Annotated in this window: 15 protein-coding genes and 1 riboswitch; of the genes, 13 read left to right on the plus strand and 2 right to left on the minus strand. The window is 67.8% G+C overall.

Features of this window, described 5'->3' with window-relative positions; translation table 11 throughout:
• The first annotated feature begins 25 nt into the window (after nt 1-25).
• From RJ1_RS35385 to gcvP, 13 genes are all read left to right on the plus strand, one after another.
• On the plus strand, nt 26-1,549 hold the full coding sequence (locus RJ1_RS35385; RefSeq protein ID WP_073367309.1) for an acyl-CoA synthetase: 1,524 nt from the start codon (nt 26-28) through the stop codon (nt 1,547-1,549).
• A gap of 60 nt (nt 1,550-1,609) precedes the next feature.
• Complete coding sequence (locus RJ1_RS35390; protein WP_073367312.1) at nt 1,610-2,227, plus strand: NUDIX hydrolase; 618 nt, start codon at nt 1,610-1,612, stop codon at nt 2,225-2,227.
• 41 nt (nt 2,228-2,268) lie between these two features.
• Nucleotides 2,269-3,327 (plus strand): SMP-30/gluconolactonase/LRE family protein, encoded by a 1,059-nt coding sequence (locus RJ1_RS35395; protein ID WP_073367315.1) that lies wholly within the window; start codon nt 2,269-2,271, stop codon nt 3,325-3,327.
• Between the two features lie 115 nt (nt 3,328-3,442).
• Entirely contained in the window at nt 3,443-4,066 is a 624-nt protein-coding gene (locus tag RJ1_RS35400; RefSeq protein WP_073367318.1) for a CDP-alcohol phosphatidyltransferase family protein, read from the plus strand.
• Nucleotides 4,066-4,929 (plus strand): DUF881 domain-containing protein, encoded by an 864-nt coding sequence (locus RJ1_RS35405; RefSeq protein ID WP_073367321.1) that lies wholly within the window; start codon nt 4,066-4,068, stop codon nt 4,927-4,929. Before RJ1_RS35400 ends, RJ1_RS35405 begins: the two co-directional genes overlap by 1 nt.
• A gap of 32 nt (nt 4,930-4,961) precedes the next feature.
• On the plus strand, nt 4,962-5,324 hold the full coding sequence (locus tag RJ1_RS35410; protein ID WP_073367324.1) for a small basic family protein: 363 nt from the start codon (nt 4,962-4,964) through the stop codon (nt 5,322-5,324).
• A gap of 7 nt (nt 5,325-5,331) precedes the next feature.
• Nucleotides 5,332-6,078: a DUF881 domain-containing protein gene (locus RJ1_RS35415; RefSeq protein WP_073367327.1), complete on the plus strand. Its 747-nt coding sequence runs from the start codon at nt 5,332-5,334 to the stop codon at nt 6,076-6,078.
• Nucleotides 6,079-6,120: 42 nt separating this feature from the next.
• Nucleotides 6,121-6,525 carry a glycine cleavage system protein GcvH gene (gcvH, locus tag RJ1_RS35420; protein ID WP_073367330.1) on the plus strand — a complete coding sequence of 135 codons (405 nt, stop codon included), beginning with the start codon at nt 6,121-6,123 and terminating at the stop codon, nt 6,523-6,525.
• A 295-nt stretch (nt 6,526-6,820) separates the two neighbouring features.
• Nucleotides 6,821-7,345: an oxoglutarate dehydrogenase inhibitor Odhl gene (gene odhI, locus RJ1_RS35425; protein ID WP_370183841.1), complete on the plus strand. Its 525-nt coding sequence runs from the start codon at nt 6,821-6,823 to the stop codon at nt 7,343-7,345.
• Nucleotides 7,342-8,082 carry a transcriptional regulator FtsR gene (gene ftsR, locus RJ1_RS35430; protein WP_073367333.1) on the plus strand — a complete coding sequence of 247 codons (741 nt, stop codon included), beginning with the start codon at nt 7,342-7,344 and terminating at the stop codon, nt 8,080-8,082. The genes odhI and ftsR overlap by 4 nt, the downstream gene beginning before the upstream one ends.
• 149 nt (nt 8,083-8,231) lie before the next feature.
• Nucleotides 8,232-8,705: a bifunctional nuclease family protein gene (locus RJ1_RS35435; RefSeq protein WP_005264201.1), complete on the plus strand. Its 474-nt coding sequence runs from the start codon at nt 8,232-8,234 to the stop codon at nt 8,703-8,705.
• A gap of 282 nt (nt 8,706-8,987) precedes the next feature.
• The gene (locus RJ1_RS35440) at nt 8,988-9,608 is read left to right on the plus strand and encodes a MerR family transcriptional regulator (RefSeq protein WP_073367336.1); all 621 of its coding nucleotides are present in this window, start codon (nt 8,988-8,990) and stop codon (nt 9,606-9,608) included.
• A 99-nt stretch (nt 9,609-9,707) separates the two neighbouring features.
• Nucleotides 9,708-9,829: riboswitch (glycine riboswitch) on the plus strand.
• Nucleotides 9,830-10,004: 175 nt separating this feature from the next.
• On the plus strand, nt 10,005-12,857 hold the full coding sequence (gcvP, locus tag RJ1_RS35445; protein WP_073367339.1) for an aminomethyl-transferring glycine dehydrogenase: 2,853 nt from the start codon (nt 10,005-10,007) through the stop codon (nt 12,855-12,857).
• Nucleotides 12,858-12,903: 46 nt separating this feature from the next.
• Here gcvP and RJ1_RS35450 read toward each other — a convergent pair whose 3' ends face one another.
• A complete protein-coding gene (locus RJ1_RS35450) occupies nt 12,904-14,058 on the minus strand; it encodes a metallophosphoesterase (protein ID WP_073367342.1) in 1,155 nt (384 codons plus the stop codon).
• On the minus strand, nt 14,055-15,842 hold the full coding sequence (locus tag RJ1_RS35455) for a substrate-binding domain-containing protein (protein ID WP_073367345.1): 1,788 nt from the start codon (nt 15,840-15,842) through the stop codon (nt 14,055-14,057). The genes RJ1_RS35450 and RJ1_RS35455 overlap by 4 nt, the downstream gene beginning before the upstream one ends.
• Nucleotides 15,843-16,008: the final 166 nt, after the last annotated feature.

Consider the following 16,008-nt stretch of genomic DNA (forward strand, 5'->3'; position numbering starts at 1 on the left):
CCGCGACTTCGAGGAGGACCGCACGATGCGCTTGACCGACTACCTCGACAAGGGTGCCTCGCTCGGCCCGGCGGCGCCGTGCCTGACGATGGGCGACCGGACACTGTCGTACGCGGACGTCCAGCACCTGAGCCGACGCGTCGCGGCGGCGCTGGCGCGGTCGGGGATCACCCCGGGCGACACCGTGGCCGTCCTGTCCGGCAACGATCCGACCGCGTTCTCCTGCGTGTTCGGGATCAGCCGGGCAGGGGCGGTGTGGTGCCCGATCAACCCGCGGAACGAGGCGGCGGAGAATCGGGATCTGCTCGACCTCTTCGACTGCCGCTGCCTGATCTTCCAGAAAGCGTTCGGGCCCTTGGTCGATCGGATCCGCGGACAATTGCCGCTGTTGACGACGCTCGTGTGTCTCGACGGTGACGAAGAGTACGCGCACCCGTTCGACGACTGGCTGGGCACCGAACTCCGCGACGCAGCCCCCGTCGACGACCTCGCGATGATCGTCGGGACCGGCGGGACCACAGGCAGACCGAAAGGCGTGATGCTCACGGACCGGAACATCGAGACGATGTCCGCGCTGACCTTGATGAGCTATCCGTTCGACGGCAGACCGGTGTACCTCGCCCTCGCGCCGTTGACGCACGCGGCCGGGGTCCTGTGCTTTCCGATCCTCACGCTCGGCGGCCAGGTGGTCATCATGCCCTCGCCCGATCTGGGGCAGTTCCTCGCCCACATCGACCGCGACCGGGTCACCCACACCTTCCTGCCGCCGACCCTGATCTACATGCTGCTGGACCAGACCGACCTGGAGAACACGGACCTGGGTTCGCTGCAATGCTTCTGGTACGGCGCGGCGCCGATCTCGCCGACGCGGCTCGAGGAGGCGATGACCCGGATCGGGCCGGTGATGGCCCAGCTGTTCGGGCAGAGCGAGGCGCCGATGATGATCGCGACCATGGCGCCGAAAGACCATTTCCACGCGGACGGCTCGGTCGCGACCGCCCGGTTGCGCTCCGCGGGCAGACCCTCCCCGCTGGTGACGGTCGCGATCATGGACGGACAGGGGGCGTTGCTCCCGGCCGGTGAGCGCGGCGAGGTGGTGGTGCGCAGCTCGCTCGTCATGAAGGGCTACTACAAGAATCCCGTTGCGACACAGGAGGCGTCGGCGTACGGCTGGCATCACACGGGCGACATCGGGTACCTCGACGACGACAACTTCCTGTACATCGTCGACCGCGCCAAGGACATGATCATCACCGGCGGATTCAACGTCTACTCCGTCGAGGTGGAACAGGCGCTCATGGCGTACCCGGGAATTCAGGACTGCGGCGTGATCGGGCTTCCCGACGAGAAATGGGGTGAACGGGTCGTCGCCGTGGTCCAGTCCCGGGCCGATTCGCAGATTGCGGCCGACGAGCTCACGGCGTTCGTGAAGGCCCGCATCGGCAGCGTGAAGACCCCGAAGGAAATCCTGATCTGGCCGGATCTGCCTCGGTCCAAACTCGGGAAGGTCCTCAAGAACGAGATCAAACAGAAGCTGCTCGGGCCGTAGCGGTCGAAACGCGGGGGATCGGAACGTGGGTTTCGCGGCGACTGGAGATACTGTCGGGTGATGGTGAATGGGCACGTACTCAGCAGGGAACTGCTCGCCGACGCGCTGGCACGCTTCGAACCACGGATCGTGGACCCCACGAATCGGCGGTCCGCGGCGGTCGTGATCGCCGTGATGAACGACGGGGCGGACGGTCAGGCCGTTCCGCTGACGAGGCGTCCGAGCAAGATGCGAGCGCATCCGGGCCAGTTCGCATTGCCCGGCGGAGGGGTGGATCCGGGGGAGACCGGCGAGGACGCCGCCCGGCGGGAACTGCACGAGGAGCTGGGCCTGGACGTAGAGCCGTCCGCGGTGCTCGGCCGGCTCGACGACTACGTCACCCGATCCGGTTACGTCATCACACCGTTCGTCGTGTGGTCGGACCAGCCGATCACGTCCCTCGTCCCCAATCGCGAGGAAGTAGCGGAAGTGTTCTCGGTGGCCGTCCCCGAGATCGATGCGGAGCCGCGGTTCGTCGAGATCCCCGAATCGTCGAAACCGGTGATCCAGTGGCCGTTCCGGCGGCACCTCGTGCACGCCCCGACCGGCGCGGTCGTGTACCAGTTCCGGGAGGTCGCGCTGCACGGGAGGCACACGCGCATCGACGGATTCGACCAGCCGGTGTTCGCCTGGCGTTAGCGACACACGCCGACCGGCGCACGCGACTAATCTCACAGTTCGTGACCCTCTTCGAGTCCCTCGCCCGAAAGCTCGACCGCACCGGCGTCGACCCCGTCGCCTGGCATCCGCCGTCGCCGCCACCGCTCACGGGAGTGCTCGCTCCCAACCGGATTCTCGACGACGTCCAACGATGGGTTCTGCCCACCGGTGAAGGTCCGGAAGACGTGGCGGTCGATCATGACGGCCGGGTGGTGACCGGGGGGAACGACGGGCGGATCTGGCGGTTCGACCACCAGGGTGCTGCCACCGAACTCGCGAACACGCGCGGGCGACCCCTCGGTGTGGAGGTACTCGACGACGGCCGGTTCCTGATCTGCGACGCCGAGCGTGGCGTGCTGAGGGTCGACGAGAAGGGGCGCGTCGACGTCCTGGCCGACTCCGCGGTCGGACGCCCACTCGTGGCGTGCAACAACTCGGCGGTCGGCCGCGACGGAATCGTGTACTTCACCGACTCCTCCGCGCACTTCACGATCGCCGACCACCGCTACGACCTCCTCGAGCACCGGGGGACCGGTCGCCTGCTGCGGCTCGACCCGGGTACGGGACAGACCGACCTCCTGGCCGAGGGACTGCAGTTCGCGAACGGCGTCGGTCTGGCGTCGGACGAATCGTTCGTCCTCGTCGCCGAAACCGGGTCCTACCAGGTCTCCCGCGTCGATCTGACCGGTTCGTCACAGGGCAGGACGTCGGTCTGGGCGGAGAATCTGCCCGGCATCCCGGACAACATGACGTCCCAGACGCGCGACGGGCTGTTCTGGGTGGCGCTCTACAGCCCGCGGATGAGGCTCCTGGACATGATCGCGCCCTACCCCACGCTGCGGATCGTGACGGCGAACCTGCCGGACGCCGTCCAACCGGATCCCGAGCACGCCGGCTGGGTGATCGCGCTCGACGTCGAGGGCCGGATCGTGCACAGCCTGCGCGGAGGCAAGGGCAGCTACTCACCCGTGACCGGGGTGCGGGAGCACGACGGGTGGCTGTACCTGGGAAGTCTGTCCGCGGACTCCGTCGCGCGCGTCCCATTGCCGCCATCACCGGACGTCGCGCCCGGCGCGTGACACAACCGGGCGCACGGGACGATCGACCGGGCACCATCCCGGTTGTGGAAGAGTGGCGACAGCGGTGCGACGAGCGCCCGAAGACAGGTCCGCACTCGACGCTGGGGAGATTTTGGTGAATTCGGTGGACCGGGACACAGCGCGGTCGGACCGGATCATGACGGTTCCGAACCTCCTGAGCGTGGTCCGACTCCTCGGCGTGCCGTTGTTCGTGTACCTGCTGCTCGTCACCCACTCCGACGGGTGGGCGCTCGCGATTCTCATGATCAGCGGCTTCACCGACTGGCTCGACGGAAAACTGGCGCGGATTCTCGACCAGTCGTCGAAGCTGGGTGCGCTCCTCGACCCGTTCGTCGATCGCCTGTACGTCGTCACGACGCTGGTGACGTTCGTCGTGCGCGGATTCATTCCCTGGTGGGTGGCGGCGATCCTGATCGGCCGCGACGCCGTGCTCGCACTCACCCTGTTGATCTACCGCCGCCGCGGCCTGCCGCCCCCCGACGTCATGTACCTCGGCAAGGGCGCGACGTTCCTGCTGATGTTCGCACTGCCGATGATCCTCGCGGCGCACGGTGACTGGAGCATCGCCACCGTGGCGCAACCGCTCGGTGTGGCTCTGCTGATCTGGGGCACGGTGCTGTACGTCTGGACCGGACTGCTCTACACCGTCAACGCGCTGACCGTCGCGCGCACCGTTCCCGTGCGAGGACCGGGCGGCGATGAACGCGAGGCCGATTGATGAAACGGACAGAGTCCGGCATCCGCCGGAATCCGGTGCCGTCCCTGCTCAGGTCCCTGATGAACGATCACCTGGACCCCGGGTACGAGGGCGCCGCCGAGGATCGTGAGCAGGGCCATTCACGACAGACCCGGGTCGGTCAGCAGGTGTGGATCGCGATCGGAGCGCTGCTCGTCGGTCTCGTGTTGTCGGTCGCGTACCGGCAGGCCACCGAACGGATCCCGGGCACCGAGCAGGTGCGCTCCGAACTTCTGAGCAAGGTGCAGGACGCCGAGGATCGTGCGAGCGCGCTCGCCGGCACCCGGGACACGCTGTCGACACAGGCCGACGACGCCCGTGCCACCGCGCTGGCGGGCGACGCCCGCGGTGCGGCGCTGCTCGGCGAACTCCGCGGCCTCGAGGGGGACGCGGCGCTCGAGGCCGTGCACGGTCCGGGTCTGACCGTGACCTTGACGGATCCGGCGGCCAAACCCAACCTGTCCGACTCGTCTCAGCGCAGCGTCGGTGGGAAGGCTGTGGTGCTCGATCGCGACCTGCAATCGGTGGTCAATTCGCTGTGGGCGAGTGGAGCGGAGGCCATCGCGGTCGGCGATGTCCGGGTAGGCCCGTCCGTGACGATCCGGCAGGCCGGCGGCGCGATGCTCGTGGACAATCAGCCGGTGTTCTCGCCCTATGTGGTGTCGGCGATCGGCCCACAGGGGCCGATGCAGACCGGGTTCGTGGTGAGCGACGCCTACCTGCGGATGTCCAGCGTGGCGCAGCTGTACGGCATCGGCTTCGCAGTGGCCGAAGCCGATGATCTCCACTTGCCTGCCGCCCCGGCGCGGGAAGTGCGTGCGGCCCGGGAAGTGGGAACACGATGACAACGGCGGAGTCGAATGGAGGCGTCACACGAATGAAGGCAGCACTGAAGGGTGGATCCGCGATCTACGGGGTGCTCGCCCTGATGGTGGGCATCGTGCTGGGAGTGGTGTTCAGCCCGCAAGTGCCCGACGCCGTGCAGCCCTACCTGCCCATCGCCGTCGTCGCAGCTCTCGACGCGGTGTTCGGCGGGTTGCGTGCGTACCTCGACGAGATCTTCGACTCGAAGGTGTTCGTCGTGTCCTTCGTGTTCAACGTGCTGGTGGCGGCGCTGATCGTGTGGCTCGGTGACCAACTCGGTGTCGGAACCCAGTTGTCCACTGCGATCGTGGTGGTGCTGGGCATCCGCATCTTCGGCAACGCGGCGGCGCTCCGGCGGCGCCTGTTCGGGGCGTGAGCGGCACATGAGCGGGCACGAAGGCAGGCACGAACTGCACGGGGAGGAACCGGCGACGTCGCGGCGCTCGCACGTCGTCTTCGCGCTCCTGGCCGCGATCCTGCTCGGCGGACTGGGGATCGCGATCGTGACGCAGGTGAAGAACACCGGGTCCGGCGACACGCTGGACTCCGCGAGCCCCGCCGATCTGCTGGTCGTCCTGGACACCCTGAATCAACGCGAGGCGGCCCTGCGGCAGGAGATCGCGGGGCTGGAACAGACCTTGGCAACGTTGCAACAGAGTGGGAGTTCCGGGGCCGCTCTCGACGAGGCGCAGGCGCGGTTGACCGCCCTGTCGATCCAGGTCGGGAGTGCGCCTGCCACCGGCCCCGGAGTGACGATGAGCATCACCGACCCCAACAAGGGGGTCGGCTCCGAGGTTCTGCTCGACCTGGTGCAGGAATTGCGCGCCGCCGGCGCCGAAGCCGTCCAGATCCAGGGTGCGGACGGCGCCCCCATCCGGATCGGCGTCGACTCGTGGGTGTCGGGTTCGCCGGGCGGTGTCTCGGTGGACGGCCGGAAGGTCGGCGCGCCGTACGGGGTGGTCGCGATCGGTGATCCGCCGACTCTGGCGGCGGCCCTGAACATTCCCGGAGGGGTCGTCGACACCGTCGCGCGCAGCGGGGGACAGCTGACGATCGAACAATCACAGCAGGTCACGATCTCCGCCTTGCGAGAGGCGAAACCTCGCCAATACGCTCAGCCCGGAAATTGATCTTCGCATCCGCCCGCGGATTGCCATCGAAAGGAAGCCACTGTGAGTGAGCTCGAAATCCCCGCCGATCGTCGGTACACCGCCGAACACGAGTGGGTCGAGCGGACGGGGCCCACGACGGTACGCGTCGGCATCACCGATTTCGCGCAGTCCCAGCTCGGCGACGTCGTGTTCGTCCAGCTTCCGGCAGTGGACGACGACGTGACGGCGGGCGAATCGTTCGGTGAGGTGGAATCCACCAAGAGCGTCTCCGACATCTACGCCCCGCTGACCGCGAAAGTCGTTGCCGCCAACGCTGATCTGGACGGCAACCCGGAACTCGTGAACTCCGCCCCCTACGGGCAGGGGTGGCTGGTGGAACTCGGCGTCGCCGACGAGGCGACGCTCGACGCGGCCCTCGGCGACATGCTGGACGCCGCCGGCTACGGCGAGATCGCGGCAGGGTAATTTCCCGGGCACCCGCGAAACGGTAATCGGACAGTTTCGGACGTCGCCGACAGCGCGGAAATCCGGGATGCCGGAGAAATCCGCTGTCGGAATACCGGTTCGTAATGCGCTGGCGGCCTGTCTCACTACACGCACCGGCGTGCGCAGGGTACGGTCGAAGTGAACGCATGTGCCGTGTCGGGGCGCAGGTCCGTAGTTTGAATGTGATCGTGGGAGTTTGCACAGAAGTTAATGTGCACGGGAACCGAATTATGTAGTACCGAGTGGCATTGCGTAGTCCAGCGAATCTTGCTGGATGATCGAACTAGGAGGAGAAACGGTGAGCGAGAACGGCAACGACGCGGTCTATGGGGAGACGCCGGCGGAAACGACGTCGGTCTTCCGCGCGGACTTTCTCAATGAGCTCGACAACTCCTCGGCAACCCAGGCTCCGGAGGCTCCGGTGTCAGGTGTGGAGGGACTGCCCGCAGGCTCTGCTCTGCTCGTCGTCAAGCGTGGACCGAACGCGGGTTCGCGCTTCCTGCTCGACCAGCCGACGACGTCGGCGGGACGGCATCCCGACAGCGACATCTTCCTCGACGACGTGACGGTCAGCCGCCGTCACGCGGAGTTCCGCCAGGAGGACGACGAGTTTCAGGTGGTCGATGTCGGCAGCCTCAACGGCACGTACGTCAACCGTGAGCCGGTCGACTCGGCTGTCCTGGCGAACGGCGACGAGGTCCAGATCGGGAAGTTCCGGCTGGTCTTCCTGACCGGCCCCCGGACCACGGCCGGTGGCTCGCAGATCGGTGAGACGTCAGCTGGTGCGGGTAGCCAATGACCGCGGTGCGGCAGCAGCAGGCACAACCGGGGATGTCGATCGGCTCCGTGCTCGATCGACTGCGCCCCGATTTTCCTGATGTGACGATCTCGAAGATCCGATTCCTCGAAGCCGAGGGTCTCATCAGCCCGGAGCGCACTCCCTCGGGGTATCGGCGTTTCTCGATCGCCGACTGTGAACGACTGCGCTACGTCCTTACCGCGCAGCGCGATCAGTATCTGCCGCTGAAGGTCATCAAGGAGCAGCTCGAGGCCATCGACAGAGGTGTAGCCACGGTCGGCGCCGGCGATTCTTCGCCGCGCCGGCCGCGCACGCTCACCGTGGCACCGGGTGAGGTGTCGCCCGAGGAGTTCCTCACCGACCGAGAGGTGCGGATCAGTCGCGACGATCTGATCGCACGAGCGGGGATCGACGAGAAGTTCCTCGGCGAACTGACCCGAGGGGGACTGGTCGTTCCCGGACCGGCGGGATTCTTCGACGAGGACGCGGTGACGCTCGCACGCACCGCGAGGGCGATGTCCGAATTCGGACTCGAGGTGCGGCACCTGAGGGCGTTCAAGCTGGCGGCAGACCGTGAGGCCGGGTTGGTCGCGCAGATCGCCGGGCCGGTCGCCAAGAGCCGCGACGCAGGCGCACGGGACCGCGCCGAGGAGATGGTGCGCGAACTGGCCGCGTTGTCCCTGACGCTGCACACCTGCCTGGTGAAGTCTGCAGTCCGAGGTGCGCTCGACCGGTGAGGTGAGTTCACCGACAGCCCCACCTCGGAACTTCCCAACGACGCTGCGCTCGAACGGCTGTACGGTCGAAGAGCAGACACGAATCGAATAGAATCCTGGTACGGCATTGTGTGCCGCGGACGGACCATTGCAGGGTGGAGGCAGACGCGATGAGCGAAATGCACGTGATCGGAGTTCGTGTCGAGCAGCCCCAAAATCAACCTGTTCTGCTGTTGCGTGAAACCGACGGCGAGCGGTACCTCCCCATCTGGATCGGTCAGACGGAGGCCACCGCGATCGCGCTCGAACAGCAGGGGGTCGAGCCGGCGCGCCCGCTGACCCACGATCTGATCAAGAACCTGATCGAAGCCTTCGGCCGCACCCTGAAAGAGGTGCGCATCGTCGACCTCCGCGAGGGCACGTTCTATGCCGACCTCGTGTTCGACCAGAACACACGGGTCTCTGCCCGGCCGTCCGACTCCATCGCCATCGCACTGCGGATCGGCGTGCCGATTTTCGCGGAGGAGGCGGTGCTCACCGAGGCCGGTCTGGTCATGCCGGACGAGCGCGAAGACGAGGTCGAGAAGTTCAAGGAATTCCTCGAGTCCGTGTCGCCGGACGATTTCAAGGCCACTGACGGCTAGATTGCACCTGCGGTTGAGCTCCGGCGCGCAGTAACGGTTGAGGTTCTTCCGGCGCGTTGCGTTGACCCCGTCTCTTCGGAGTCATAGCGTTCGGTGCAGTGATTTTCTGCCCTGCAGATTGTATCGGGCGTACGCTGAGTAGGTTCAGGGTACGGACTTGCTCGATGTCACTGGTGGCGCTCGCGCCGCTCGATGTGCTGTGGTTCGCCGCGGACACTGGCGACGCGCGTCACAGGCGCACTGATCGTCGGGTTCAGTGCAACATGCGAGAGGGAGTAGTCAGTGGGAGATCGGCCGCAGGAGAATGCGCTGAACCTTGCGCCCGGCGACGTCGTTGCCGAGCCCGAGTTCAGCTCCGAGGAGATCCAGCCGGGCCTCTTCCCGGACGATTCCGTGCCCGACGACCTCGTCGGATACCGCGTCCCCATCGCCTGCCAGATCGCGGGAATCACTTACCGCCAGCTCGATTACTGGGCTCGCACATCTCTCGTGGTGCCGTCCATTCGTGGCGCAGCAGGTTCGGGAAGCCAACGGCTGTACTCGTTCAAAGACATCCTCGTCCTCAAGATCGTCAAGCGTCTGCTCGACACCGGAATATCGTTGCAGAACATTCGCGTGGCCGTCGACCACCTCCGTAAGCGCGGAGTGCGGGACTTGGCGAAGATCACACTCTTCTCGGACGGGACCACCGTCTACGAGTGCACGTCCGCCGAAGAGGTCGTCGATCTGCTCCAGGGCGGGCAGGGTGTCTTCGGTATCGCGGTGAGCGGTGCGATGCGCGAACTGACCGGCACCATCGCCGATTTCCCGGCCGAGCGTGCCGACGGCGGCGCGAGCGAGCAGAGCCCGGAGGACGAACTGGCGTCGCGGCGCAAGAACCGCGCGAGCCGCAAGACGGGCTAGGCCCCTCCTTCATCGGCGAGCGCCGGCGGCGCCGTCATCGGTGGTCGTGACCGGCGGCGGCGCCGCCTCAGGTGGTCGTGACATAGACTGGCGGTGCGTCGACGCCGTGCGGGAGAGTTCCGGGCACTGCATGCACAGAAACAGTGTGTGCGGGAGTTCGGGCGCCGAAGGAGCAACACCTCCCCGTCAATCTCTCAGGCAGACAGGACCGTGCGGGCTCCGACGTCTCTGGAAAGCGGTGGGAGCACCCACCCGCCCACGGGGAAAGGGCCGTCTTCGCACGCGAACGACGGTACCGAATCTCTCAGGCGCTCGACGAGAGCAGGCGACAGAGGGGGAGGAACGTTCCGCTGACGCGGGGCGTGTCCTGATCCTCCGAACTGCTTGGGAGTTGTCGTGATCGACGCTGGAAGCCGTACATTCGCCGATCGTCATGTCGGCCCGAACGCTGCGGAACTCGCGCACATTCTCGAACTGGTCGGTGCCGATTCGCTCGACGACCTCGCGTCGAAGGCCGTCCCCGCCGTCATCCTGGACGGGGTCACGGGCGGCATCGCCGACGGACTCGACGCGCTGCCCGCACCGGTGTCCGAGCACGAAGCGCTCGCCGAACTGTCCGCACTCGCCGCGCAGAACACCGTGGCGACGTCGATGATCGGTCTCGGCTACTACGACACCCTCACCCCGCCGGTCCTGATCCGGAACATCATCGAGAACCCGGCCTGGTACACGGCCTACACGCCGTACCAGCCGGAGATCAGCCAGGGCCGCCTCGAGGCCCTCCTCAACTTCCAGACGATGGTCGCCGACCTCACCGGCATGGAGGTCGCCAACTCGTCGATGCTCGACGAGGCGACCGCCGCCGCCGAGGCGATGACGCTGCTGCGCCGCGCGAGCAAGAGCAAGTCACCGCGATTCGTCGTCGACGCCGACCTGTTCCCGCAGACCCTTGCCGTCGTCGAGACCCGCGCGGAACCGCTCGGCATCGAGATCGTGGTCGCCGACCTGTCCACCGGACTGCCGGAGGGTGACTTCTTCGGCGTCCTCGGACAGATGCCCGGCGCATCCGGTCGCATCGTCGACTACACCCACGTGATCGCCGCAGCCCACGAGCGCGGCGCACTGGTCGCCGTCGGTGCCGACCTGCTGGCGCTCACCCTCCTCACCCCGCCCGGCGAGATCGGTGCCGACGCCTGCTTCGGCACCACCCAGCGGTTCGGTGTCCCGATGGGCTTCGGCGGCCCGCACGCCGGTTACCTCGCCGTGCACACCAAGCACGCGCGGCAACTCCCCGGCCGTCTGGTGGGCGTCTCCGTCGATGCCGACGGCGACAAGGCCTACCGGCTGGCCCTGCAGACCCGCGAGCAGCACATCCGCCGCGAGAAGGCGACGTCGAACATCTGCACCGCGCAGGTGTTGCTGGCGATTCTCGCGGCCATGTACGCCAGCTACCACGGCGCCGAGGGTCTGAAGGCGATCGCCCTGCGCGTCGCGAACTCGGCGCACTCGCTGGCCGCCGCGCTCCGTAAGACCGGGGCTTCCGTCGTCCACGAGCACTTCTTCGACACGATTCTCGTGCGCGTCGACGGCGGGGCCGCAGAGGTCGTGGCGAAGGCGAAGGAGGCGGGCGTCAACCTGCGACTCGTCGACGCCGATCACGTCGCCATCGCCTGCGACGAGGCCACTACCGACGACGACGTCGCCCGCGTACTGGCCGCGTTCGGCGGCGACGGCGCCGTCACCGCGGAAGCGGGCACTTCCGTCCCCGATGCGCAGCTCCGCGGGTCCGACTACCTCCAGCACGAGGCGTTCACCCGTTACCGCACCGAGACGGCGATGCTGCGCTACCTGCGGGCGTTGTCCGACAAGGACATCGCACTCGACCGCAGCATGATCCCGCTCGGCTCGTGCACGATGAAACTCAACGCCACCGCCGAGATGGAAGCGATCACCTGGCCCGCGTTCGCCGGACTGCATCCGTTCGCGCCCACCGGCGACACACCGGGCATCCTCCGCATCATCAAGGACCTCGAGAACTGGCTCGTCGCCGTCACCGGCTACGACGCGGTCAGTCTGCAGCCGAACGCCGGAAGCCAGGGCGAGTACGCGGGACTGCTCGCGATCCGCAACTACCACCTCAGCCGCGGAGACGATCACCGCGACACCTGCCTCATCCCGTCCAGCGCCCACGGCACCAATGCCGCGTCCGCCGTCATGGCCGGGATGCGCGTCGAGGTCGTCGCCTGCCGCCCCAACGGCGACGTGGACCTGGACGATCTGCGGGCGAAGATCGCCGACCATGCCGAACGTCTCGCGGCGATCATGATCACCTACCCGTCCACACACGGTGTGTACGAGCACGAGATCGCCGACATCTGCGCCGCCGTCCACGACGCCGGCGGCCAGGTCTACGTCGACGGTGCCAACCTCAACGCTCTGGTCGGCCTCGCCCGGCCGGGCCGGTTCGGCGGCGACGTGAGCCACCTCAACCTGCACAAGACGTTCTGCATCCCGCACGGCGGTGGCGGTCCCGGGGTCGGGCCGATCGGCGTGCGGTCCCACCTCACCCCGTTCTTGCCCGGACACCCGCTCGCACCCGAACTCGGCACCGCCGGTCCGATCTCCGCAGCCCCCTACGGCAGCGCGTCGATCCTCCCCATCACCTGGGCGTACATCCGGATGATGGGCGCCGTCGGACTGCGCCGCGCCAGCCTGACCGCCATCGCTTCGGCCAACTACATCGCGCGCCGCCTGGACGAGTACTTCCCCGTCCTCTACACCGGCGAGGGCGGCATGGTGGCCCACGAGTGCATCCTTGACCTCCGGCCGATCACCAAGGACACCGGAGTCACCGTGGACGACGTCGCAAAGCGCCTCGCCGACTACGGTTTCCACGCACCGACCATGAGCTTCCCGGTGGCGGGCACGCTGATGGTGGAGCCCACCGAGAGCGAGAACCTGGAAGAGATCGACGCCTTCTGCGAGGCGATGATCGCGATCCGCGCCGAGATCGACCGCGTGGGCGCGGGGGAGTGGCCGGTGGACGACAACCCGCTGCGCGGCGCCCCGCACACGGCCGGCTGCCTGGCCGCGGAGTGGAACCACCCCTACACAAGGGAGACGGCCGTGTTCCCCCGCGGCAAGGCCCGGCCGAAGGTCTGGCCCGCGGTGCGGCGCATCGACGGTGCCCACGGAGACCGCAACCTCGTGTGCTCCTGCCCGCCGATCTCCGCGTTCGAAGGCGCCTGACAGCGGGCGGCCCGTCCCGCCCGGGCGGGACGGGCCACCGCCGGGGTCAGTCCTCGCGTACCAACTCGAGGATCGTGATCTCCGGCGGTGCGCCCACACGCACCGGTGGGCCCCACGTGCCCACGCCGCGGGTGGTGTAGAGGACAGTGTTCCCGATCCGGTCGAGACCCGTCACCGACGGCTGCTGCAGCGGCACCAGGTAGCGCAGCGGCCACATCTGTCCGCCGTGCGTGTGCCCCGACAGTTGCAGGTCCACACCGAGATCCGACGCTTCCAGTGCCTGCCGCGGTTCGTGCGCGAGCAGTACCACGAACGTCGACGGATCGCGTCCGGCGAGGGCGGCGGGAAGGTCCGGTTCGTACGGGTCCGGTGACGAATAGTCGTGGATGCCGGCGATGTCGATACTCGCGCCCCCGCGGGTGAGTGTCGCTCGCTCGTTGCGCAGCGTCCGGATGCCGAGCCGGTCCCACACGTCCAGCCACCGGCCACCGTCGTCGGCGTAGAACTCGTGGTTGCCGCTCACCCCGAACACCCCCATCGGGGCGTCGAGGTCGCCGAGCGGTTGCAGGTCGGGCGACACCCTCGCGACGGTCCCGTCGACCAGATCGCCCGCGATCGCGACCAAATCCGGTTTCTCCGAGTTCACCAGGTCGACGACGCGGCGGGTGAAATCCACTCCTCGAACCGGGCCCACGTGCAGGTCGGACACGAGTGCCACGCGCACACCGTCGAACTCGGCAGGGAGGCGCTGCAGGGGCACCCGAACCCGCACGATCCGCGGGCGCGCCGCCTCCGACACCCCGTAGCCGGCGGCGCCGACGGCACCCACCACGACCACGGCGGTCGCGATGCGCAGACTTCGCCGGCGCGACAGATCGACCTGCTCGTCGTGCGCGGCGCCGCGTAAACGGTTGACGAGCTGCATCAGCAGGGACATCAACGCGATCAGGAGAAGCCCGAGCACCAGATAGAACATCGCGCCGAGCCACACCCAGCCCACCCAGTCCGGGGGACGCGCCCACCCCGGGTCGAAAGCCTCGCCGCTACCGACACCGATGACGGCGAGCACCCACAGACCGACCAGGGTGACGTCGACGACCACCGACCACGGACGGCCCAGCCCGGTCGCCCGGACGAGTCGCCGATGGAGCCACCACGTGACCAGTGCGAGGAAGACAGCGAAGACCAGCAGCCTCGTCACGACAGCAGCTTGCTGATCGCGGTCGGCAGCGCCGCTCCGTCCGACGATGCAACCTTTTCCAGCGACCCGCCGGTGCGATCGGCCAACGCCTGCAGCGTGTTGAGATCAGGATTCTGGCCGATCGTCACGACGTCGATGCGTACAGGCTTCGACGAACTCGAGGCCGCGGCGATGGCGGACAACAGGTCAGGACGCGACACGGAGTCGTCGTTGGCGCCGTCGGTGACGAGCAGAACCGAGTTGGTGCGTCCCGGCGTGTAACCGTCGACCGCGCTCTTGTAGGCGGCTTCGAGCGACGTGTAGGTCGAGGACCCGGTGGCGGGTGTCGCCTTGGCCAGCCGGGCGTCGAGGGCCTGCCTGCGAGTGCCCTCGGTGAAACCGCCCGCGGAGAGGGGACCGGTGGCGACCACCGTCGTGTAGGGCCGCGACCCGTCGAGGGTCGTGCTGTACTCCCACAAGCCGAGGCTCGACGCGTCCGGAGAACGGTCGACGTGCGCGGCCAGTGCCGCCGTAGTGTTCTCGAGACGCGTCGCCGACCCCTCGGTCTCACCCATCGAGCTGGACAGGTCGAGCAGGATGGTCGAGCTGCGTGCCGTGATCGGATTGCGGATCACCTGCATCAGCTCGGCCGCGGCAGCGGCGTCGGCGGGGACCAGGGTCGATTCGAGACCGGGAAAGGCCAGCGTGGTGTCGTCGGGGCGGGCCAGTCCCTCGACCCGGAAGCCGGCGTCGGCCAGGACCTGAGCCTGGTCGGGTTGACGGACGAAATCCGCGAACTGCGCGGCTGCGCGGCTCTGCGTCTCGTCGACGGCGGGACCGGCCAGGATGGCCGCCGGGTGATCTGCCACAGGTGTCGGGCCCTTCGGTATGAAAGCAGTGAGGTCGGCGCCGGGTGCGTCGCGCAGGAGTCGGTAGACCTGCTGTTCGGTGGCCGCGACGGCGTGGACGGCGGAGGTGGCGGGGTCACCCTGCTCGACCAGTGCGGTGAGCGCTTCTCCCGTGGTGGCGGGTTTCGTCCCCGCCGATGCCTCGTAGCCGAGCGCCAGACCGGTGAGCGCCGATGTCACAGGGGCGGAACGTGCCTGCTCCTCCGTCACCGGACCCGTCGTGCTTCCCGTGACCGCGGCGGCGACCGCTTCGACCGCCATCTCCGTGCTCTCGGCGCCGGGGCCGACGGGAAGCGCCATGCCCAGGCTGCCCCAGCCGGTCAGTCCGAGGGTCTCGAGCGAATCGCGGCCCGTCTGGAGCGACGGCAAGTCCTTCCAATCGATCGCCGCGGTAGCCGGTGCGTTCGCGAAGGCCGTCCGGACCGCGAGCACCACCGGGCTGGTCGCGAGGGGACGCGCTTCGCCGCTGATGACTCCCGTCGCCGGTACCTGCTTGACAGAGTGCGAGCTCGACGGAATCCACAGTGCGGGGCGGGGCCCGAGCGCCCCCGGGTCCCAGGGGCCGTCGGGACCTTTGGACAGGGCGTCGCGGACGGTGTCGGACGCGACGGCAGTGACGGTTACCGACACGCACTGATCCCGGATCACCGGATCGGTTGCCGTGAAGCGGTCGGCGAGAGTCTGGATCTGGGGCGCGATATCGGGGTCCGCCGCCACCGCGAGTTCGGAGTCGCCCTCGACGCAGGCGCCTGCTGCAGCCGCGCCCTGATCGTTGATCCGGTCGCGCAATTGGAACCAGCCGAAGACGCCCAGCACGATCACGACGACGAGACCGAGCGCGATCAAAGGTCCCTTACTGATACCCCTGGCGCGCGATTCGCCGCGATGTTGCCCCACGTGCTTTCCTGCCCCTGTCCGACGAGTTCGACGTTGACCCTCGCAGTGTAGTGATGTGCGAGATCACCCCGAGAAAATCGGCCCCGCCACCAGGCTGGTGACGGGGTCGATCGTCGACCTCACCTGATACGTGAGTGGCGATGCGTGCCGGGGCACACATCGCCAC

The organism is Rhodococcus jostii NBRC 16295 (assembly GCF_001894825.1).
Taxonomy (GTDB): domain Bacteria; phylum Actinomycetota; class Actinomycetes; order Mycobacteriales; family Mycobacteriaceae; genus Rhodococcus_F; species Rhodococcus_F jostii.

Coding starts and splice junctions, on each gene's coding strand:
- odhI (WP_370183841.1), top strand. CDS start 6,821: ATGATCGAACTAGGAGGAGAAACGGTGAGCGAGAACGGCAACGACGCG.
- RJ1_RS35385 (WP_073367309.1), top strand. CDS start 26: ATGCGCTTGACCGACTACCTCGACAAGGGTGCCTCGCTCGGCCCGGCG.
- ftsR (WP_073367333.1), top strand. CDS start 7,342: ATGACCGCGGTGCGGCAGCAGCAGGCACAACCGGGGATGTCGATCGGC.
- RJ1_RS35435 (WP_005264201.1), top strand. CDS start 8,232: ATGAGCGAAATGCACGTGATCGGAGTTCGTGTCGAGCAGCCCCAAAAT.
- RJ1_RS35390 (WP_073367312.1), top strand. CDS start 1,610: ATGGTGAATGGGCACGTACTCAGCAGGGAACTGCTCGCCGACGCGCTG.
- RJ1_RS35410 (WP_073367324.1), top strand. CDS start 4,962: ATGAAGGCAGCACTGAAGGGTGGATCCGCGATCTACGGGGTGCTCGCC.
- RJ1_RS35415 (WP_073367327.1), top strand. CDS start 5,332: ATGAGCGGGCACGAAGGCAGGCACGAACTGCACGGGGAGGAACCGGCG.
- RJ1_RS35405 (WP_073367321.1), top strand. CDS start 4,066: ATGAAACGGACAGAGTCCGGCATCCGCCGGAATCCGGTGCCGTCCCTG.